The 21,605-nt window shown below is 54.8% G+C and carries 18 protein-coding genes and 1 tRNA gene; 8 read left to right on the forward strand and 11 right to left on the reverse strand.

What is annotated here, in order from left to right:
• Positions 1-200 precede the first annotated feature (200 nt).
• Complete coding sequence (locus V6575_RS12170; RefSeq protein ID WP_340274618.1) at positions 201-1,328, forward strand: methyl-accepting chemotaxis protein; 1,128 nt, start codon at positions 201-203, stop codon at positions 1,326-1,328.
• Between the two features lie 146 nt (positions 1,329-1,474).
• On the opposite strand, the gene purH is transcribed toward V6575_RS12170, so the two are convergent.
• The 4 genes from purH to htpX all read right to left on the reverse strand — a co-directional run bounded on the left by purH (position 1,475) and on the right by htpX (position 7,678).
• Complete coding sequence (gene purH, locus V6575_RS12175; protein WP_340274619.1) at positions 1,475-3,091, reverse strand: bifunctional phosphoribosylaminoimidazolecarboxamide formyltransferase/IMP cyclohydrolase; 1,617 nt, start codon at positions 3,089-3,091, stop codon at positions 1,475-1,477.
• A 113-nt stretch (positions 3,092-3,204) separates the two neighbouring features.
• The gene (locus V6575_RS12180) at positions 3,205-5,043 is read right to left on the reverse strand and encodes a heparinase II/III family protein (protein ID WP_340274620.1); all 1,839 of its coding nucleotides are present in this window, start codon (positions 5,041-5,043) and stop codon (positions 3,205-3,207) included.
• A gap of 133 nt (positions 5,044-5,176) precedes the next feature.
• Entirely contained in the window at positions 5,177-6,553 is a 1,377-nt protein-coding gene (locus tag V6575_RS12185; protein ID WP_340274621.1) for an RsmB/NOP family class I SAM-dependent RNA methyltransferase, read from the reverse strand.
• 150 nt (positions 6,554-6,703) lie between these two features.
• A complete protein-coding gene (gene htpX / locus V6575_RS12190; protein WP_340274622.1) occupies positions 6,704-7,678 on the reverse strand; it encodes a zinc metalloprotease HtpX in 975 nt (324 codons plus the stop codon).
• 170 nt (positions 7,679-7,848) lie between these two features.
• On the opposite strand from htpX, the gene V6575_RS12195 reads away from it, so the two are divergent.
• Positions 7,849-8,118: a DUF1674 domain-containing protein gene (locus tag V6575_RS12195; protein WP_340274623.1), complete on the forward strand. Its 270-nt coding sequence runs from the start codon at positions 7,849-7,851 to the stop codon at positions 8,116-8,118.
• Here V6575_RS12195 and V6575_RS12200 read toward each other — a convergent pair.
• Complete coding sequence (locus V6575_RS12200) at positions 8,115-8,867, reverse strand: GDSL-type esterase/lipase family protein (RefSeq protein WP_340274624.1); 753 nt, start codon at positions 8,865-8,867, stop codon at positions 8,115-8,117. The genes V6575_RS12195 and V6575_RS12200 overlap by 4 nt on opposite strands.
• Before the next feature lie 78 nt (positions 8,868-8,945).
• On the opposite strand from V6575_RS12200, the gene V6575_RS12205 reads away from it, so the two are divergent.
• The 4 genes from V6575_RS12205 to V6575_RS12220 all read left to right on the forward strand — a co-directional run bounded on the left by V6575_RS12205 (position 8,946) and on the right by V6575_RS12220 (position 14,648).
• Positions 8,946-10,181: an aminotransferase class I/II-fold pyridoxal phosphate-dependent enzyme gene (locus V6575_RS12205; protein WP_340274625.1), complete on the forward strand. Its 1,236-nt coding sequence runs from the start codon at positions 8,946-8,948 to the stop codon at positions 10,179-10,181.
• Positions 10,178-12,889 (forward strand): DNA translocase FtsK, encoded by a 2,712-nt coding sequence (locus tag V6575_RS12210; protein ID WP_340274626.1) that lies wholly within the window; start codon positions 10,178-10,180, stop codon positions 12,887-12,889. The genes V6575_RS12205 and V6575_RS12210 overlap by 4 nt, the downstream gene beginning before the upstream one ends.
• 83 nt (positions 12,890-12,972) lie before the next feature.
• Positions 12,973-13,611 carry an outer membrane lipoprotein carrier protein LolA gene (locus V6575_RS12215; RefSeq protein ID WP_340274628.1) on the forward strand — a complete coding sequence of 213 codons (639 nt, stop codon included), beginning with the start codon at positions 12,973-12,975 and terminating at the stop codon, positions 13,609-13,611.
• A gap of 11 nt (positions 13,612-13,622) precedes the next feature.
• Positions 13,623-14,648: an ATP-dependent carboxylate-amine ligase gene (locus V6575_RS12220; RefSeq protein WP_340274630.1), complete on the forward strand. Its 1,026-nt coding sequence runs from the start codon at positions 13,623-13,625 to the stop codon at positions 14,646-14,648.
• Between the two features lie 22 nt (positions 14,649-14,670).
• Here V6575_RS12220 and acuI read toward each other — a convergent pair whose 3' ends face one another.
• Both acuI and V6575_RS12230 read right to left on the reverse strand, forming a co-directional pair.
• Positions 14,671-15,663 (reverse strand): acryloyl-CoA reductase, encoded by a 993-nt coding sequence (acuI, locus tag V6575_RS12225; protein ID WP_340274631.1) that lies wholly within the window; start codon positions 15,661-15,663, stop codon positions 14,671-14,673.
• 169 nt (positions 15,664-15,832) lie between these two features.
• Positions 15,833-15,909, reverse strand: a tRNA-Arg gene (locus V6575_RS12230).
• A 276-nt stretch (positions 15,910-16,185) separates the two neighbouring features.
• Here V6575_RS12230 and V6575_RS12235 point away from each other — a divergent pair.
• Complete coding sequence (locus tag V6575_RS12235) at positions 16,186-16,986, forward strand: hypothetical protein (RefSeq protein WP_340274632.1); 801 nt, start codon at positions 16,186-16,188, stop codon at positions 16,984-16,986.
• The gene (locus V6575_RS12240) at positions 16,983-18,503 is read left to right on the forward strand and encodes a M48 family metalloprotease (protein WP_340274634.1); all 1,521 of its coding nucleotides are present in this window, start codon (positions 16,983-16,985) and stop codon (positions 18,501-18,503) included. Before V6575_RS12235 ends, V6575_RS12240 begins: the two co-directional genes overlap by 4 nt.
• Before the next feature lie 61 nt (positions 18,504-18,564).
• On the opposite strand, the gene V6575_RS12245 is transcribed toward V6575_RS12240, so the two are convergent.
• The 4 genes from V6575_RS12245 to V6575_RS12260 form a co-directional block, all read right to left on the reverse strand.
• On the reverse strand, positions 18,565-19,434 hold the full coding sequence (locus V6575_RS12245; protein ID WP_340274635.1) for an RNA polymerase factor sigma-32: 870 nt from the start codon (positions 19,432-19,434) through the stop codon (positions 18,565-18,567).
• A 216-nt stretch (positions 19,435-19,650) separates the two neighbouring features.
• Positions 19,651-20,253 (reverse strand): CarD family transcriptional regulator, encoded by a 603-nt coding sequence (locus tag V6575_RS12250; RefSeq protein ID WP_340274636.1) that lies wholly within the window; start codon positions 20,251-20,253, stop codon positions 19,651-19,653.
• 440 nt (positions 20,254-20,693) lie between these two features.
• A complete protein-coding gene (gene fdxA / locus V6575_RS12255; protein WP_340274637.1) occupies positions 20,694-21,032 on the reverse strand; it encodes a ferredoxin FdxA in 339 nt (112 codons plus the stop codon).
• A 180-nt stretch (positions 21,033-21,212) separates the two neighbouring features.
• Entirely contained in the window at positions 21,213-21,575 is a 363-nt protein-coding gene (locus V6575_RS12260; RefSeq protein ID WP_340274909.1) for an RNA-binding S4 domain-containing protein, read from the reverse strand.
• Positions 21,576-21,605 lie beyond the last annotated feature (30 nt).

The following is a 21,605-nucleotide window of genomic DNA, read 5'->3' on the forward strand; positions in this document are numbered from 1 at the left end:
CGCAGGAACAAGCAACTGAATGGCTCTGGACTTACAACAACGAGCGACCCAACATGGGCATTGGCGGCATCACCCCCGCCATGAAACTCAAAATGGCCGCGTGAATTCTACCACTGAGCCCCACTAAAAATGGGGAGATTACCGGAACAGGCGTCTATGTCACCGACGTTAGAGAAATATTCTGGAACAAGGCAATTCAGTTGATCGGCCTTATCGCAATAGGCGGTGCAATTGCCTTCCTCATTGCATATGCTTCGATCCGTAATATCTCACGTCCACTCAAGACACTGACAACCAACATGCGTCAGCTCCACGGCGGCATTACTGACATCGAAGTTATGGAAACAGATCGGGCGGATGAAATTGGTGATATGGCCAAGGCAATGGAAGCTTTCATCGAAAACGAACGCGCCCGGAAAGAGCTGGAGGCAGGAGAGGCCGAACGTAGACAGAAAGACAGCGGACGTGCAACAGCCATCCAGTCACTTTCTTCCACCTTTGACACTCAGATCGGCGGCCTTCTCGAAACAATCACACTGTCTGTATCTAACCTGAAATCAGCATCCACACAGCTGAGCAAGGGTGCTGAACATACCTCGGAACGCAGCCAGTCCGTAGAAACAGCTGCTGCGAATGCATCTCAGAATGTACAAACCGTCTCGGCAGCAGCCGAGGAACTGTCAGCATCGGTGAACGAAATAAACCGTCAGGTTGTCACTTCTGCTGAAGTGGCCTCACAAGCCGCAAAGCAGGCCAACCAGACCAACGACCGTGTTCGTGGACTGTCTGAGGCAGCAAGTCGCATCGGCGACGTCGTCAACCTCATCCAGGCCATCGCAGAACAAACCAACCTGCTGGCCCTGAACGCGACCATTGAGGCCGCTCGAGCAGGTGAGGCTGGCAAAGGCTTCGCCGTTGTTGCCTCTGAGGTCAAAGAACTGGCGACACAGACGTCTAAGGCAACCGAGGAAATCTCCACGCAGATTTCCAGCATTCAGTCTGAAACCGGTGCAGCGGTCGACGCGATCAACGAAATCACACAGACCGTCGCCCGAATCAACGAGATCACTTCCAGCATCTCGGCAGCGGTAGAAGAGCAGGGCGCTGCGACCGCAGAGATCGCCCGCAACGTTCAGGAAGCCGCACAAGGCACTGACAACGTGTCTCAAAACATTGGTGAAGTTTCCGAAGCCGCGGCCCAGACAAATGGGACCTCCGCCACGGTTGCGGCAGCGGCACAGTCCTTGGACCATGAAGCAAACACCCTGAAAACCCGGGTTGCCGAGTATATTGCAGGCGTTAAGGAAAACAGCGTGGAAGCGGCCTGATCGCGGAATTCAGCAAAGTTTAATAGAAAAGAAAAGACCCGGCCTTTGCCGGGTCTTTTCTATTTTGCACGTTTAATACACGCGCGCTGGCTCTTCGGTTTGCGCAATCAGCCAATCCAGATCTGTCAGACAGACAGAATAAATACCTAGTGTCGGAAGTGGCGCATACCGGTCATGACCATGGCAAGGCCCGCTTCATCAGCAGCAGCAATCACCTCATCATCACGCATGGAACCACCTGGCTGGATCACAGCCGTGGCGCCAGCTTCTGCAGCAGACAGCAACCCATCAGCGAACGGGAAGAACGCATCAGAAGCCACAACGCAGCCCTTGGTCAACGGAACGGAAAGCCCAGCAGCCTCAGTTGCATCAACTGCCTTGCGCGCAGCAATACGGGCTGAGTCCACCCGACTCATCTGGCCAGCTCCGACCCCGACAGTTGCGCCGTCTTTCACATAAACAATGGCGTTTGACTTCACGTGTTTGGCAACGCGAAAGGCAAACTTCAGATCATTGAGTTCCTGTTCGCTCGGTGCACGTTTGGTGACAACCTTCAGGTCCAGATCATCGACAACGCCATTATCCCGGTTCTGAACCAGCAGGCCACCGGAAACCGTCTTGACGAAGAGCCCCTTCGCCCGCGGATCTGCAAGACCTCCGGTCAGCAGCAAACGCAGGTTCTTCTTGGCGGCAATGATTTCCATGGCTGCTTCATCAGCATCCGGCGCAATGATCACCTCGGTGAAAACCTTGACGATTTCTTCCGCAGCAGACGCATCCAGCGTGCCATTGAGCGCAACGATGCCGCCAAAAGCAGAAACCGGATCACACCGCAGGGCCAACTCATAAGCCTCTTTCAGGCTTGCCCCCTCAGCAACGCCGCACGGGTTGGCATGCTTGATGATGGCAACCGCACTCGTACGGGCCGGATCAAACTCACTGACCAGCTCGAAGGCTGCGTCTGTGTCATTGATGTTGTTGTAGGACAGTGTTTTGCCCTGGATTTGACGAGCCGTCGCAACACCAGGGCGCATCTCACCCGTCTTGTAGAACCCGGCGCTTTGATGCGGGTTCTCACCGTAGCGCATGACTTCTGCCAAAGAGCCGCCAACCGCACGATGCGCCGGAGTGGTGTCTCCCAACTGATCAGCCATCCAGTTGGACACGGCGGCATCATATGCAGCTGTGCGGGCAAAAGCCTTTTGAGCCAGTGTCTTGCGCAGCGCGATGGGTGACTGGCCATCGTTCTTGTCCAGTTCGAAAATCACGGAGGCATAATCAGCCGGATCCGTCACAACCGTGACATAGGCATGGTTCTTGGCCGCTGCGCGGGTCATTGCCGGACCGCCAATGTCGATGTTCTCAACGCCGGTGGCATAGTCTGCACCCTTGGCCACCACATCCTCGAATGGATAGAGATTGCCGCAGAAAAGATCGATACCGGTGATGCCATGAGCTGACATTGCCGCCTGATGCTCCGCATCGTCACGGATAGACAAAAGACCGCCGTGCACCGCCGGATGCAACGTTTTGACCCGACCATCCATGATTTCCGGAAAATTCGTGACTTCCGAAATATCCAAGACCTCAAGCCCTGCCTCTTTCAGCGCCTTATAGGATCCACCAGTCGAGACAAGTTCGACACCGCGTGCAGACAGAGCGCTGGCGAAGTCAACAAGACCGGTCTTGTCAAAAACAGACAGAAGGGCACGTTTGACAGGAACGAGCGGCGGAACAGGAACGCTTTTGGACACAATGGCCATGAATTTTGCCTCGCGATGGGGATCGAAACCGGGAATTGGCGTCGCCGTAACACGAAAGTATCAAAATCCAAAGCCGTCACAGTCAAAGAACTGCCGATGGTCAATTGAGGCGGTCAGTCTTCTGACTTAACCACCGCATCAAGCTCCGTATCCGAGCCATCCAGGTCAATGTCGTCTTCAAAATCAGGCTCATCGAACGGAAGGTTACCCGTCTGCATCAGATCATCAAATTCACTGCTTGCTCGTCGGCCAAGCTTTGCCGTCGCAGTCCGGCGAAATTGCCATGCAGCTGACTGGCTTTCGCGAATGCGCCCATAGAGCGCGATCTGCATGGTTTTGCGATGACCGTAGACATCTGAAAGATAAATGGATTCTTCGAGCACCAGCTCAGAGCCTGGCGCGTCGAATTCCCAGGCTTCTCCGTCGCGGCACATAAGCAGCACAGCCGTTCCACTGTGTAACATCGACGCCTTGATCGACGGGTGTAAATGGAACCGGATAGCATATTCTTCTCCACGTTCGGTTCCGCGTGCGTCTTCCGACAGACTGTCGATGCCATCAAGGACTGTACCATCAGCTGACAACCGCATGTCCCTGGTATGGATGAGACCGAACTGCGCCTTGTAGCCATCATGGGATGCAGCCACACGAACGCCCATGGCATCATCATCATCGCGTTGGACCAGCACAGTATTGGGACCTGAAACAATAGGAGTGCCCAGCCAACGCCCGAACGGCTTTTCGTTCAAGAAACGGCAGGACGACGTGTCCTCAACAACCGCCGTCGAATGCGCTGCGGTGGATCTGCTGACCCTGCGCCACATCTCATTTGAACGGCCAGACACACCGCAATTGACCACAATACGATGCAGCCCGGAGGAAAACTCGAATGACAGACACCCTGCATGAGCATCAACACCAACTGAAAGCGGTGGCGGCTTTCCAGTGTCCATGATCACCACGGACGCTCCCCCACCCAGGCGTTGATAACCTGTATGAGGCACATTCAGCGGCGGAGCACCGCGCGCATCATCATAGGCCATGATCGTGGCAACCAGATCATTGGGGGTAGATCCCATGCCATTAAAATGAGCCAGCGCGCCATCACCGTGGCGGAAGAACCGCATCATCGGCATCATTCTGTCAACCGACTGCAGCATTGCCTCGGGCAATTCCAATCCTTGCACTACAAAGGCCTGTCGCACAGGCAATAGATCTGCAAGAATTTCGATCATCGCCCATGGATTTCGGGAAACATGGCCGCCATCTGTCAGGATCTGACGCTTCAGTTCCTGATCAAGACGGCGAATGCTCTGGCGTGCAAAACGGCCCTGTCCAGACATGGAGATACAAGCAGCGGCAATCGCGATTGATGCTTGCAGCCGTTCAACACCATCATGAGTTTCGTTAATCGTTCGGCGCAAATAACGCACCTGCCGCGAAATTGAGCGCAGGAACCGATTGTAGAATTCGTGATCACCGTCTTCGAGAATGAAGGGAGAGTGAGCCAGCCATGACATCACACGCCGGGTGGTCACAGAGGCTTCCCAGCCTACCGGGTGCCATCGGCCGCAGTGTTTCAGCCAATCATCCACGAGCGCGCGAGAGTTTTGACGCGAAATCCGATTGTCCGCAGCCCTGAGATCCCTCAACCAGCCAAAACCATGCAGATCACGCTGCCAGTCAAGGTCTTCGCCTTCCAGCTCAAAAGGCGATGCACCTCGTGTTTCCACCAGATGGCCGGAAAACAGGAAATTCCCGCCGTAAATATCCGCTGCATTGGTCTGATCTGCCGTTCTGAGATCCTGAGGCGCGATCAACAAACGCGCAGGACTACCCGTTTGGGGACTCAGCCGATAAAGAGGCCCCCCATGCATCCATCTTAAGGCTTGTTGCCAGACGTAAGCTCCCGCAAGGCGCCATATGCGCCCTTTTTCGGAAGCCGCACTCATGCTCACAGCACAAATACGTCATGGTTAGATGACAACACGGAGATCAAGGCATCCTCTTTGAATAAAGACAGCAACAAATCGTTAAGGTTAGCAATTCATTGCCATTCTTTGCCCATGAACTGTTTATGCCACGTTAAATTCGCCTCAGGCGCGCAGCAAAAAAGCCATCCAGCCCCTTTTGCGAACCATCTTTTGTCACCGGGTGGCATGGGAGCGTTCTGAGATAGCCTTCAGATGTGATCGACGCAGACAGCCCGCCAATCTCGTCAGCCACAACAGGCACCAACTCAAGTTCCTGGGATTCAGCCAGAAGGCCAGCGATCTGATCTTCGCCTTCAGCCTTTTCGAGTGAACAAGTGCAATAGACCAACACGCCACCGGGCTTCAGCCAGCCCATTACCCGGCGCAACAGTTGGGCCTGGATCACGGACAGCGTTTCAACGTCATAAGCTTGCTTCAGCCAAGGCACATCCGGATGACGACGGATCGTACCGGTCGCGCTGCAGGGGGCATCCAGGAGAATCGCATCAAACGGTTCTTCCGGTTCCCATGCGCGCAGATCATTCGTCACCACATCAGCGGACAACTGTAGACGCGCCAGATTTTCACTCAGACGCTTAAGGCGGCCCTTGGAGATATCAACCGCAGTCACATCGGCCCCTGCCGCCGCAAGCTGAGCGGTTTTCCCGCCCGGCGCAGCGCAAAGATCGGCAACCCGTTTGCCTTTCACATCGCCCAACAGCTTGGCTGGCAGGGAAGCTGCCGCATCCTGAACCCACCAGGCTCCCTCTTCAAAGCCATCCAGCTTGTCGACAGCCCCCTTTTTGGCAAGACGCACTGATCCAGCCCCAACGACCACACCGCCGAGCTTTTCAGCCCAAGCCTCAGATGTGCCATCCTTGATGGTCAGATCGAGAGCGGCTTCGCTTTGATGGGCAATCGCCACCTCTTTGGCAGTATCCAAGCCAAAACTACCGCTCCAGCTTTCCAGCATCCACTCCGGAGTGTTCAACACGGCGCTGTCCAGATCGCTCGTGGCCTGTTCAGTTTCACGCCCCAAACGACGCAACACGCCATTGACCAAGCCCTTGTAGGGGCGGGCGCGTCGATCTGAAGAAGCGCACTCAACCGCCAGCGATACAGCCGCACGATCCGGGATTTCCATGTAGAGCATCTGCCCGATGCCGACATGCAGGATATCAAGCACACGTCCCGTCTTTTCCGGAATGCTGCGATCCAACAAACGTTCAATGATTTCAGAGATCTCACCGCGATGGCGCAAACAAACGCCAAGGATGGCCCGCACCAGAGCCCGGTCATTATACAGCAGTTCCCGGAACCCCGAATGACCGGATACTAGATCCAGCTCAGCGTCCAACGGTCGGCGTTTGTGGACCACATTGCCCAGGATATCCGCAGCAATCTTGCGGGCGGCAAAACCGGGGGTCTCAGATTTTCCAGAGGACTCTGAGGGCTTTTCCCTCTTATTAGGATTTTTAGGGTGCGCCAAAGGAACTCTCGACTTGCTGGTTAAAAAATTTGCGCCAGAATCGGTTTCCCGATCCCGGCGCATCTATTCTTATTGTAAAAGGCTTGGCCTTTGTGCGAAAGCCCTTTCTTTTCGCCATGTTTAATCGGCAAAAAACTGGCTCATCCAGCATTAACCCCATGGCCCTCTTGGGTGTTTTTGCTCGCGCTGTTGTACGCCACCCCACGGTCCTGCCGGAACACTTTCCGGGTGTTCATCTCGGCGCGCGGCATATCCATCATTCCCCATACCGCCGGCACCCATGCCTGAGTTGGCCAATTTTTGCAGCTCGGCAATCCGATTGACTGTAGCCGGGTGGGTGGAAAACAGATTGTCCATTTTCTCGCCAGACAGCGGATTGATGATAAACATATGCGCAGTCGCAGGATTATGCTCCGCATCCGGGTTGTGAATATGCTCCACCCCGCCCGCAATTTTACCCAGCGCAGAAGCAAGCCACAGCGGCTGGCCGCAAATCTCCGCGCCCATCCGATCAGCGGCATATTCGCGGGTTCGGGAAATAGCCATTTGCACAAGCATTGCCGCCATCGGGGCCACGATCATAGCGACCAGAATGCCGACAAACCCGAAAGGGCTATTGTTGTTCCGGTTGCCGCCAAAAAAGAATGCGAAGTTGCCCAACATCGAGATCGCACCGGCCAAGGTCGCCGTGATCGTCATGATCAACGTATCGTGGTTCTTCACATGCGCCAGTTCATGGGCCATCACGCCCGCGACCTCTTCCATGGTCAACATGTCCAGCAGGCCCGTAGTCGCCGCAACCGCAGCGTTTTCAGGATTACGGCCCGTCGCAAATGCATTCGGTTGAGGGTTGTTGATCAAATAGACCTTCGGCATCGGCAGTCCGGCATTAGCCGACAACTGACGGATCATGCGGAAGAGCTCCGGCGCAGTGCTTTCATCAGCCTCCTGCGCGTTGTGCATCTTCAGCACCATCTTGTCGGAATTCCAATAGCTGAACACATTCATCGCAGCAGCGATCACCAATGCGATCACCATGCCGCTCTGGCCGCCAATCATAAAGCCGATGCCCATGAACAGGGCCGTCATGCCTGCAAGAAGCATCGCAGTGCGGAAATAATTCATCTGGTCTCGTCCACCTTGCTGGTAAACCGGGTTTTGTATTGTGGCCTGAGGCCCTATATAGCTTCCTATTGGGTTAGAAATGGTGATCTTGCCCCCGCTGCGCAAGCACATAGGACCGTTTACGCAATGAAATGGGCGAAGGAACCGCAGCAAATCAGGACGTTTACGCCATGACCGACCAGCCACATGAAGCGAAGATCCTGGACTTCAAGATCGCAGCCGATGCCCCCTCGCTTGCCGCTAAGGTAGAAGAAGTACCGAAGCGTGCATTCGAGGATTTGCCGCTCGCAGCCCAGCGCGCCTTGATGGAAGCCGAAGAACGTCGCAAGGAAATCGACGCAAAACAAAGCGAGCTGGCGACCGAAATCGACGGCCGCGGCGGCCTTGAGCCAACACGATATGATGACTGGGAAGTCAAAGGCTTGACGTCGGATTTTTAAACTGTAGCCAGCTTTCGCACTTCTGCTGCAACGGCTTTCGCCAAGGGGGCTTGCATCTCCGCATCAAGATGCACGGAATCCACAAGGCTGACGCTGACCACTGAGCCTGCATCAAAGAAAGCCACGCCGTATTGTTGGGCTATCTCTGCATAAACGGCCTTGAGGCTTTCCGATTCCGCACGGCTCTTCTCGCAGAACATTGGAGCTAGTACTGACCCTTCAAAATCACCAAGTGGCGGCGGAGACATAAGCAGCACCTTGGGCGCTTTACCTTCCGGATCCTCTGTCGGGCGTGTTGCATACTCCAGCAAACGCGACATGGCAGACCCGATGACACCTGCAGTCATGTTGAACCGGGACTGCAGATCGTTGGTGCCAAGCATGATGACCAAAATGTCGATCGGCATATGCGTTTTGCGCACAGTCGCAAGATGAGCAAGCCCGTTCTTGTCTCCGCGAACAGGGTCTTCAAACACGGTAGTTCGGCCATTCACGCCCTCTTCAAGAACATAAAACCCGTCGCCTAAATCCTGTTGTAAAAGTCTTGTCCAGCGTAAATCATGCCCGTAACGGGTCCTCGGACCTGGCCTAAATCCCCATGTCAGGGAATCCCCAAAGCAGACGACGGAAAGCGGACCAGCAGATTTCTGCATGATTTCAAAGCCTTTTGACACAATCCAATCACCGGAACTTACCCCGGACAGAATTTGGCGCAAGATCGAATCCACGGCGCGGATATATTGGGCCATCTGCAGCTGGTTAATCAGAGCTTTACCAACAGCGCGGTAATTTAGTCATCAACATGCGTATCGAATGCCGGGACATTCATGACCCTTAGTAAATCTCAGTATCGTCGAGGCGCTGCCTTGCCGAATTCAAATCCGTTCCAGCGACTGGCAGCTCTCCTCGAAGGCGTAATGCCTGGCATGGATTCCATCGCCATGACCATTGGCGAGCCGCAACACGCAATTCCGGATTTCACGGCCAAGATTCTCAACGAGAACATGGGAGATTTTCGGCGCTATCCGCCAATCAACGGAACGCCTGCTTTCCGCAATGCAATCGCCGATTGGCTGGAAAAGCGCTATATGCTGGATGACTTGATCGACCGGAACAATGGTGTCCTGCCTCTGAATGGATCCCGAGAAGGACTGTCCTTTGGCGCGATCGCCGCCCGGGACCAACTGGCCAAGGGACTAGATCATCCGATCGTCATTCTGCCCAACCCGTTTTATCAGACCTATGCGGCAGCGGCCCATGTCGCCGATTCTGAGGCCCTGCTTCTCGATGCTGTCAACGAACGACAGTTCTTGCCTGATCTGGATGCGCTGGACCCTGAAGTGCTGGATCGGACCGTCGCTTTTTACGTCGCCTCGCCAACCAACCCGGAAGGCGCAGTGGCTGATATTTCTTATTGGCAGAAACTGATCACCCTGGCCCGCAAGCACCGGTTCTACATTTTTGCCGATGAATGCTACTCGGAAATCTACCGCAACACGCCACCTCCGGGGATCCTCGAAGCTGCGAAAGCCATGGGCGGCGACACAGCCAAGGTCTTCGACAAGATCATCGTGCTGAACTCCCTGTCAAAACGCTCAAATCTAGCCGGTTTGCGCTGTGGTTTCGCCGCTGGCGATCCTGAGTTCCTCAGTAAATGGGTGAAGTTTCGCGGCCTTGCTGCGCCTCAGGTTCCCCTGCCAAATCAGGCGGTCGCCGTTGCGGCCTATGGTGATGAAGCACATGTCATCGAGAACCGGCGGCTCTATAATCAAAAATTTGAAGCTGCAGAACGCTACCTATCCCCTCTTATGGGCAAGGTCACACCCGATGCCGGGTTTTTCCTCTGGTTGAACACCTCCCGTTGGGGGAATTCCGTTTCCGTTACAAGCAAACTTTGGGCAGACACCGGCGTAAAGGTTCTGCCCGGTGCCTATCTGGCGTCTGACCAGTCAGATGGCAGCAACCCCGGACGAAACTACATCCGCGTTGGCCTTTGTGCGCCACTTGAGACAACTGAAACTGCGCTTGAACGCGTAGCAAACTGGCTGGGAGACAAGTCATGAGACGAGCATCAGCCGTCCGCGGCCAGGGTCGCCGCGCATCCATAGATCTTTTGGACACTCAAAGCCCGGTCAAACGGTTTTTGAAGCGCAATCTGGTCGGACTTGGTGGCCTGAGCGTCATAGCTATGGCAGCAGCCTTGGCCGCAAGCCTCGCAACATGGTCAGTGACCGACCCAAGCCTGAACCACGCCACGTCGGAACCTGCTCGCAACGCACTCGGCCGCCCTGGTGCGATCCTCGCCGATGTTCTGATGCAATCTATTGGACTGGCAGCCGCTGTATTCCTGATCCCCGTTGTCCTGTGGGGCTGGCGTCTTTTGGCTGGTCACACCATGCGCATTGGCCGCAAGCGCCTGTTCGCCTGGATTGCAGGTTCTGTTCTGGCATCAGGTGCCCTGGCCGCTCTGCCAGTGCCCGACAGCTGGCCTCTGCCGACTGGCCTTGGCGGTTTCCTTGGAGACGCCATCCACACCGTCCCGGCAATGCTGACCGACAATTTCACGGCAGGCGCTGCAACCATCATAGGCGTTCTGGGCCTTGGCTTGCCTGCAGCCTTGCTGTTGATATCATCAGCTGGATGGCTTGGCAGGTCATCAGATGCAGACGCTGGCAGCACGCACTCAATACCACACGGACACGGCAAACCGGTTGAAGACGAACTCGGCTTTGATGACGATGAAGACGACACAGAGTCGCGCATCGGACTGTTTACAAGTTCCGCCATCGGCATGGTCAGCCATTGGTCCATGAGCGGCGCTGCCCTGCTTCGCCGCCTCAGCAACCCCGGCCAGGATCGTTCTGCCGAAGAAGAATGGGACGAGGAAGAAGAAGCCGAGATTCACGAACCTGTCGCTGAGAAACAACGCGGCGCATTGCGCTCATTCCGCCGCGCCCTAGCCGACCGTCTTATGCCCAACGATGACGACGGTCTCGGAGACATTCACGAACGCAACAGCCAGATTGATGAGGTCGAAGAAGATCTGGATGAGCCGGAATACCTGAACGAAGACGGCGAAGGCTTCGAGCCGGACGACCTGCTGAGCTCAAAAGCCCCACTGCCCAAGCCCATAGGCATTGCCGCCCCTCCTGAGCAATCCATACCACAGGGCCGCATCATTCCACCTGCACCACGCCCCAAACAGGGCAAGCGGGTAGTAACAGAGTCCCAGCCTTCTCTACTTGGAGCACCGGAGGAATATGAACTGCCACCATTGGCGTTGCTTTCCGAGCCCAAAACACGCGGTAGAATGCCCGGTATCTCAGCTGATGCCCTGGAGCAAAATGCGCGCATTCTGGAAGGTGTTCTGGAAGACTTCGGCGTCCGCGGCGAGATCATCGAAGTGCGCCCTGGCCCCGTCGTCACGCTTTATGAGCTGGAGCCCGCCCCAGGCATCAAATCGTCGCGCGTCATTGGCCTTGCTGACGACATCGCACGCTCCATGAGTGCAATTTCAGCCCGTGTTGCCGTTATCCCGGGCAAGAACGCAATCGGCATCGAGCTGCCGAACTCTACCCGCGAGACCGTTTATCTGCGTGAACTTCTGGCAGCTCAAGACTTTGAAAAATCCAAGTCGAAACTGGCGCTGGCGCTCGGCAAGACGATCAACGGAGAAAGTGTCGTTGCCGATCTGGCCCGCATGCCGCATTTGCTAGTGGCCGGAACGACAGGTTCAGGTAAATCCGTCTCCATTAACACCATGATCTTGTCGCTCCTCTACAGGCTCACGCCCGATGAGTGCAAGATGATCATGATTGATCCGAAAATGCTTGAACTGTCGATCTACGATGGCATCCCGCACCTTCTGACGCCCGTCGTCACGGATCCGAAAAAGGCAGTTGTCGCCTTGAAGTGGACCGTCCGCGAGATGGAAGATCGCTACAAGAAGATGTCGAAGGTCGGTGTCCGTAACATTGACGGATACAACACCCGGATCAAACAGGCGCTGGAAAAAGGCGAGAGTTTCACCCGCACCGTACAGACCGGCTTTGAGCGGGACACGGGTCAGCCGATCTACGAAGAAGAAGATCTGCCGCTCGAAACCATGCCTTATATCGTCGTCGTCGTCGACGAAATGGCCGACCTGATGATGGTGGCAGGCAAAGACATCGAAGGCGCAATCCAGCGTCTGGCGCAGATGGCCCGTGCTGCCGGCATCCATCTGATCATGGCGACACAGCGCCCGTCGGTCGACGTTATCACCGGCACGATCAAGGCCAACTTCCCGACCCGGATTTCGTTCCAGGTCACGTCCAAAATCGACAGTCGAACAATCCTGGGCGAAATGGGGGCTGAGCAGCTTCTTGGCATGGGCGATATGTTGTTCATGGCCGGGGGGGGCCGTATCCAACGTGTCCATGGTCCATTTGTTGCCGATGAAGAAGTCGAAGAAATCGTCAGCCACCTGAAGCTTCAGGGTACACCCCAGTATCTGACTTCAGTGACTGAGGAAGAGGAGGTCTCCGACAGCCCCTATGAGGGCGGCTCCGGCGGCGGCGATGAAAGCAACGATCTCTATGACCGGGCCGTGGCCATCGTGCTGCGCGACAAGAAAGCCTCCACCTCCTACGTCCAGAGGCGACTATCGATCGGCTACAACCGTGCAGCATCCCTGATTGAGCGGATGGAGGAAGAAGGCCTGATCAGCGCGGCCAACCATGCAGGAAAACGGGAAATCCTTGTGCAAAACGGCGTCGAGGACGACATCTAGACACAGTTTGCCAAAGCTTTGCCACAAGGGCGCTCTAGTATATCTGGAGCGCCTTTTTATTATCGAGATATTCGGGACACGACATGCTGCAAAAAACCGCCCTCGCCGCCCTCAAGTCCCTGGCCATTGCTGCCCTGTTTCTCGGCCTGTCAGGTTTGGGTGCAAAAGCCCTGACCGCTGACGAAACGAAGACCCTTTCCGATGTGAATGCCTATTTCAACTCAGTGAAGACCATGCATGGTGACTTCATCCAGTTCGGACCGGAGGGCGGCCAAACGGAAGGCAAATTTTACATCTCCCGTCCTGGTAAGGTGCGCTTCTATTACAACCCACCTGCCAAGCTAGACATTATCGCCGATGGCAAGTCGGTCTCAGTCAAGGATCGCAAGCTGGCAACACAAGACATATGGCCGCTCAGTCAGACCCCGCTGCGCTTCCTGCTTGCAGCCGATATTGATCTGCAAAAAGATGCCAATGTCACCAATGTGATCGTTGAACCCGACCTGGTCACCGTCACCCTCTCCGATCAGACGACCTTCAACTCCGGTATTTTGACGCTGATTTTTGACGCCAAGGACTACGCGTTGAAGCAATGGACTGTCACAGATGCGCAAGGCTATGACACCTCGGTCGCCATCTACAATGTGACAACAAATGCGCCAACCGATCCAAAGCTCTTCCAGATTGATTATCTGGCCAATACCCGACAGAATCAAAACTAGGACTTCCCTGGATGGACAGTCCAACGGTGCCTCGATCACAAGGCCCTTTAGTCCAGCGGCTTCTCAGCGCCTATTGCAAGAAGCATGACTTGACGCTTGTTCTGGACAACGCTCTTGGCCATGCCGGATACATCCAAAACCGTGCAGGCAACCGGTCATTTTTCGTTGGCACCCGCTTCGATCTGAACGCACAGGGCGCCTGCGAACTTGTCCGCGATAAAGCCTATGCGTTGGAGTTCCTCAAGCGGTGCGGTTTTTCCGTCCCTGGGGGCCTTCTCGTATCATCCCCCGCATCCAGATCAGCTCTTTCGAAAAAACACCCAAACTACACCGATGCCCTGACCGGATTTGACCAAGCCATTTCATTTGCCAACAAGGTTGGCTTCCCACTCTTTGCCAAGCCAAATAACGGGCAGGAAGGCCGCGACGTCTTTAAGATCTGCAACGAAGGCCAGCTCAAGCTCATCTTGAGCGATCTTTTCAGTCGCCATGACAAAATTCTTTTGCAGGAAACGGTCTACGGACAAGATCTCAGAGTTCTCGTCCTGGATGGAGACATTCTCTGCGTCATCGAACGCATGCCCCCCTCTATCACCGGCGACGGCCTGTCTTCAATCGAACAGCTGATGAAATCCGAAATTCTTCACTCCAGTGAAGACCCGAGGGTCCTTGCAACGCTTGAAGAACGCGGCTTCACCCTTTCTGATATTCCCTCAGCTAGAGAAAAAGTCCCTCTCTTGCCAACATCAAACCTGTCATCCGGAGGCACCGCCCGGATTGTCACTGAGTCGCTTCCAGCACCCCTTGCACAGGCAGCGATAGCCTGCGGTAAAGCGTTGGGCTTGTCTTATTTCGGTGCAGATATTTTGGTCGACAATCCAGCTTCTGAAAATCCGAATTACAGGATCCTAGAGTTAAACTCAGCCCCGGGATTGTCAGAGCTTTACCGGCAAGACGCGAAGATGGCCGAAATCGTAGTGGCAATTTACGAGATCCTCTTTGACGCACTACGCTACCAACTGGATGCGGCCCGTTAACAGCCGCACCCTCGCTTAAAACTCAAGCATTGACGTCAACAACCACACGTCCTTTGACACCACCCTTCAGGATTGCCGCACCAAGTTCAGGCAAATCACTCAGCGTCGCGGGCTGGATCATCGCGTGCAACTTGTCGAGTGGCAAATCCTTGGCAAGCCGCTCCCAGACCCGCAAACGATCTTCATAAGGCCGCATGACGCTGTCGATGCCCAGAAGATTAACACCGCGAAGCAGGAACGGCACCACGGTCGCAGGCAGGCCCGCACCACCAGCCAAACCGACCGCGGCCACAGAAGCCCCGTATTTCATCTGTCCCAGAACCCGCGCCAGCATTGGTCCGCCGACAGCATCGACGCAACCTGCCCAGGTTTCCCTTTCCAAAGGTCGCTTGATCGTTTCATTGATCTCTTCGCGAGCCACAATCAGTGTCGCCCCGAGCGATTTCAAATAGTCCGCCGTTTCCGGACGCCCGGTCACACCGGCAACCTCATAACCCAGATTGGACAGGATCGCCGTGGCAACAGACCCAACACCGCCCGCAGCCCCTGTCACCAGCACTGGTCCAGTTCCGGACGTCAAACCGTGATCCTCAAGTGCCATGACCGCTAACATCGCCGTAAAACCCGCAGTCCCGACAGCCATGGCATCACGAGTTGATAGTCCCGCAGGCAACGGCACCAGCCAATCGGCTTTCACACGCGCCTTCTGGGCATATCCTCCCCACCAGGCCTCGCCAACGCGCCAGCCGGTCAGAACCACTTTGTCACCCGGCTTGTAGCGATCATCAGAAGAACTCTCGACCGTTCCGGAAAAATCGATACCCGGCACATGCGGATAGGCCCGAACCAGTCCGCCTCCCGGACCAATACACAGACCGTCCTTGTAATTCACAGTCGAATAATCGACCCCAACTGTCACATCGCCATCCGGCAACTGATCGTCTTCCAACATCTCGACAGTCGCAGAAGTTTTCCCCTCATCGTCCTTTTCGACGACCAAAGCCCTGAATGTCATGTTCCGCTCCCAGATACCGATGTTTATCATTCTCGCCTGCTCACCCACGGAGAGCTGCGCCCACCGCAGACATTCAGACCCTAACTCAGATCCAGCACTCCACCATTGGTATAAGCGAAAAAGGTGCTGCAAAAAACGGAGAACAGGAGGGCTCAATTAAAAGGGGAATTGGTGATCCCGGCGCGATTCGAACGCGCGACCCTCAGATTAGGAATCTGATGCTCTATCCTGCTGAGCTACGGGACCACTTTGGTGCAAATACCATGAAGGTAGAGCGTTTGCGACCCCCCAAAAGTCGCCCTCATTCATTTTCAGGGCATGGCAAGTGCAAGAACCTGTCATGCGCCCGCCGCAATTAGGTTCCAAACAAACTTCCGTTTGGCTTGGACTGTCTTATGATCCGTCTGAACGGGGGGGAACGAATTGGCGTTGAATGTTGGAATTGTAAAAGACTCTGATTGCAGTGCCAAACAACCGGCAAGCTCCGCCTGCTTTCGTTTCTTTAATATCCGACTGACTTTAATGATGTTGCTAGCGACAAGTGCATCACTTCCCGCGAAAAGCTATGAGCTGCCGCCGAACCTTGCGGACCACCCTTGTCTTGCAAATGTTCTCTTGAAAGAGGCCGTTCCCGTTGGGCTGCCAACAGAGCGCGGCCTCTTCCCAGGACCCGGAGGCGCGTTTTATATCCCGGCCGATATCCAAATCTCAAATCTGACACCAGCATCACTTAAGCAAAGTTCAACAGAGCAAACACTCACGGCTTTGCCAGCCGGAGAACCCGATCGATGGGGGCACATCTCAGCCTGGATCGTGACCTCCAGCGCAAAAACTTCATCTAATGAAGCAGCCAGCCTGCTACAGGACAATTTGATTGCTGAGGGGGGCGCCATTGCCGCGCCACGGGACAGCAATCCTGCCTGCTCGGCACATTTGCTTGAAGCAGAGGAGCTGCCGCGCACAAAACGCCAGGGCCTCTGGGGCCAACGCCAGATTTACGCAACCATGACTCCAAACAGGATCGCAGAAGCCGTTGGAACCTACGCAATTGCTGAAGGTCGCATTGTTTCTCTTGGAAAAACTGCCAGTACTCGTTATCTCAATTTCGGGAGACACTGGAAAACCGACTTTACGGCAACGCTATCAGCATCCAGCGAAGCTTTGTTTCAGCTAATGCTGGAAGGCAGTGGTGTTTCACTTGATGATCTGGCCGAACGCACAGTCCGACTTCGCGGTGTGATAGAAATACATGATGGTCCCCTGATGCGTTTGACGCACCCAGGACAACTCGCAGTTATAGGCGACCAAAAGGACAAAAATTGACGTCGAAACTCTGCTCTGGACCGGACACCATAACCACTGCCCTGCGGAAATCTGCCAGTGCTCTGGTCGACATGCGCCGTTTAAGGATGATCTCTGGCTTGTCCGCCGCGCTGTTCCTGTCCAGTTGCCAGCTGCAGGGGACCGGTTCACCCGGTGGATCCATCATCACGCCCGGCTCATTGCGCCCGAACCTGGCGCAAGACATCGGAGAACGGGAACACCCTCGCGTCGTTGCCACCTACGGGGGAGTCTACAAGAACAACGGCGCGGTGAAGGCTGTCGCCAGCGTCGTAGGTCGGCTGGTCGAGGCGTCTGAGGATCCTTCACAAAGTTATAAGATTACAATCCTGAACTCTCCGGCCATCAACGCCTTCGCCCTTCCGGGCGGTTATCTTTATGTCACCCGCGGTCTCTTGGCCCTTGCGAATGATACATCTGAACTGGCGGCTGTTCTGGCCCATGAGATGGCTCATGTGACTTCCAACCATGCCATTGCACGCCAGCAACGCGCCGAGGCCAAGGAGCTTGCCAACAAGGTCCTGACCGATGTGGTACAGGACTCAGAACAAGCGCGCGCAGCAATCGTATCGTCACAGTTGTCCTTTGCACGGTTCTCACAGGTTCAGGAGCTGCAGGCAGACACCATTGGCGTCAAGACCCTCGCCAAAGCCGGGTATGACCCCTATGCGGCGTCCCGTTTCCTCAAAGCCATGGCCGATTTTTCCGATTACCAAACGGCGCAGAATCACAAAAGCACTGCACCTGACTTCCTGTCGTCCCACCCGAACACGCCTGAGCGCGTATCCCTGGCGATCCAGTCGGCCCGGCAAATCGCAGCACCGGGGATCGGCGAACGGGACCGCAGTCGCTACCTGAGCCAGATCGATGGCATGCTGTACGGCGATGATCCGCTTGAGGGCTTCGTTAGGGGCCGATCCTTTTTGCACAAGGCCCTTGGCATCAGTTTCACGGTTCCAAAGGGTTACATCCTCGAAAACTCGCAGGAAGCAGTCCTGGCAAGCAATGGCGAAGGCACGGCGATGCGGTTCGATGGAGCCGATCTCAGCGGCTACGACTCTCTAAAGGACTACATGACCTCTGGCTGGATCAATGGTTTGCTACCTGAAAGTGTTCGGGAAACCACCATTAACGGCCTCCCCGGGGTTGTCGCCGCTGCAATCACGCAAGGCTGGTCATTCCGCATTGCTGTCTTGAGGATCGGACGTACCGGGTACCGCTTCATATTTGCAAGCCGAAGCCCAAGCAACGCCTTTGAAGCTGAGTATCGCGAGACGTTGGAGAGTTTCCGGCAACTCACTCCGACAGAGCGCGCAAGGCTGCGCTCTCTCCGGATCAAGATCGTTCAGGCGAAGGCCGGAGACACCGCGCGCAAACTTGCTGTTGGCATGAACGGTGTTGAGCCCTCAAGACGTTTGGCGTTTTTCAAAGTCCTCAATGGTATCGATGCCAATGACCCAATTCCCGCGGGAACTTCAGTCAAGCTGGTCGTGGACTGAGCCTCAGATCTGTTCAGTCTCACGTCTATAGCTCATAAACGAGCAAACGTACCCCTGCCGACTACATCGAATAGGCGAGCTGGTCTGGCTGCTTGTCCAACAGCGCGCCTTTCAGCTTTTCCAACGCTCGGCTCTCTATTTGGCGAACCCTCTCTTTGGAGATCCCCAGTTTTAAGCCAAGGGATTCAAGCGTTGCTCCCTCATCAGAAAGTCGCCGCTCTTTGACGATCCGCAATTCTCTTTCATTCAAGACGTTCAGTGCTGACTTCAACCATAGGCTACGCCGTTCATCGTCAATGTTTTCCGCAACGATTTGGTCCGGCAGGGGATCATCTGACACCAGGAAATCCTGACGCTCAGCACTCGAGCCGTCAGCATCGGACAATGGCGCGTTCAAAGACGTGTCGGCACCAGATAAGCGCGCATTCATGAGTGCGACATCAGACGTCTTCACTCCAATTGCATCAGAAATTTTCTGATGCAGCTCAGAATCCGTCATGGTCGGTTGACTGCCAGAGAGCTTCGCTCTCAAGCGACGCAAATTGAAGAACAAGGACTTCTGTGTCGAAGATGTTCCTCCACGCACAATCGACCAGTTACGAAGCACATAGTCCTGAATCGACGCACGGATCCACCAGGTCGCATAGGTGGAAAAACGCACTTCACGCTCGGGATCAAATCGCGCTGCAGATTCAAGAAGGCCAACGTGACCCTCCTGGATTAGGTCCCCAATAGGTAACCCGAAGTTGCGGAACTTGTAGGCGACTGAAATCACCAGCCGCATATGCGCGATTGTTAGCTTGTCGAGAGCTTTCGTGTCGCCCTGGTTGCGCCAGCGAACCGCCAGCTCATGTTCTTCTTCACGGGTAAGATAGGGCGCTTTCATCGCGACGCGAACCATCTGACGTTTTTCAATCTGGGACGTGGACATGTACTTTCCGCTCCAGTGTTGTTTCGGTCAGTGTACGCCGCCAAGTTCAATTCAGATCATGCCTTTCAACCAGAGATAGATCGAATAGCGTCAAGCAATGCGAACTCGACTGGCAAAAAGGCGTTGTTTCACATCGCCTCGCGCATAAAAAAACCCGGCAAAAGCCGGGTCTTCTCACAAAGGCAAATAGCCCTTAAATTTTCAAACAGCGGCCTATCAGGCAGCTTCTTCCTGATCATCGTCACCAGTCGCGGTTCCTGCAGCTGCCGCGGCTGCTTCAGCAGCTGCCTTGATCCGGCTAGGAGCCTTCGCAAGGTTCTGCTCAATCTGCTTGACAGCTTCTGTTTCCGAGCACTTCTCAACTGCAGCGATCTCACGCGCCATACGGTCAAGGGCAGCTTCATAAAGCTGACGTTCGGAATAGGACTGCTCAGGTTGGCTTTCGGACCGGAAAAGATCGCGAACAACCTCAGAGATCGAATTCAGATCGCCTGAATTGATTTTCGCTTCATATTCCTGTGCACGCCGGCTCCACATGGTCCTCTTAACACGAGGGCGTCCACGTACAGTTTCCAGTGCCTTTTTAACAGCAGCCGGGTCCCCAAGTTTACGCATGCCTACAGAAACGATTTTCGCGACCGGTACCCGGAGCGTCATTTTGTCTTTTTCGAACAGGATGACCAGCAGTTCCAGAGTATGACCTGCAACACTTTGCTCTTCGATGTCCGTGATCTGCCCCACGCCATGGGACGGATAAACGATGTATTCGCCGGTTTTGAAACCCTGACGCTGCGCGGCCTTCTTTGTACCCGTTGCCATTCTCGTTTTTACTCCTGCGCAGTTGCCGGTCTGCAAGACCGTACTTGTGCTGCAATTAGCAGCTCAATGTTCTTGTCACGATGCACAGATATCTCGGTTGCGGTCCGTTGTTGGAACGCCTGTTGATATCAGTTACATCCGGGTGGTCAGCCGTTGAATTCCACTCTACAAAGTTGGTCAGTCATACGAAGCGTGTGATCTTACTCACAATCCAGCTCGGACTGTGACCGTCAGCAGCCTCCTGTTTCCAGGAAACCGGCAAGTGGTTAAACGGCTATACGGCAAATATAACACAACTCTGCACAAATTTAAAGTCTGCAGACGAATCTTCAAATAAAGTCACAGGCATGCGTCGTTTTCCCGCCGTTTTAGCCGGTCAAACAGCATCCCGAACTCGTCATGTTATCCGATCGAAGCAAGCACCTGATTGTTAACGGTGATCACGCACCGGAAGGGCCCTCAGGAGAAAAATACTCTTCAAGCTTGTTTGTCTTGCCATCAAACTCGGCAGCCTCGGGCAAGGCATCTTTTTTCTCAGTGATGTTTGGCCATTTCTCTGAATACTCGGCGTTCAGCACGATCCATTTCTCAAGGCCCGGATCTGTATCCGGGAGAATAGCCTCTGCCGGGCATTCCGGCTCGCAAACACCACAATCAATACACTCATCAGGATTGATGACGAGCATGTTGTCCCCTTCGTAGAAACAATCTACCGGGCAAACTTCGACACAATCAGTGTATTTACACTTAATACAATTATCCGTGACGACGTAGGTCATCGTAATCCTCTATGGCGACGGTTTCACTGTCTCACCTCAGCCTTCAAGCCAGAATGTGACAACACCTCTCTACCGCGTTGGGTATCGCGTTTAAGCCAGTGGCGCAAGCGACAGCAATGACGCATTACGTCTCTGCGGGGAAATGCTTGCCTCAATTCCTAGCCAAGCTGAACTTTCGTTTCAATCAGGCTCTACGAAGGCGTGTATCCGGCGGCGATCACGTTTTGTCGGCCTTCCTGACCCTGGTTCACGCGCTGCAGGCGCGAGAACAACATCCTCTTTTGGAGGCGGCGGCGGAGACAAATCCTCATACAATAAACAGGCTTCTGCGTAGGGTCCGCGCCGGGAGCCCAGAGCACGAATCTTCAATATAAGAACGCGACGCTCCAGACTGATAGTCAGAATATCATCAACCCGAACGGTTTTGCTGGCAGCAGAAATCTTGTCTCCGTTGATGCGAACACGCCCACCCGACGTTAATTTATTCGCCAACGAACGAGATTTAGTGACCCTGGCGTACCAGAGCCACTTATCAATGCGCAGTGCAGGGCCCGTGCCCTGCGGAACAGCATT

The sequence above is a fragment of the Roseibium algae genome (assembly GCF_037783265.1).
In the GTDB taxonomy this organism is placed as follows: Bacteria; Pseudomonadota; Alphaproteobacteria; order Rhizobiales; family Stappiaceae; genus Roseibium; species Roseibium algae.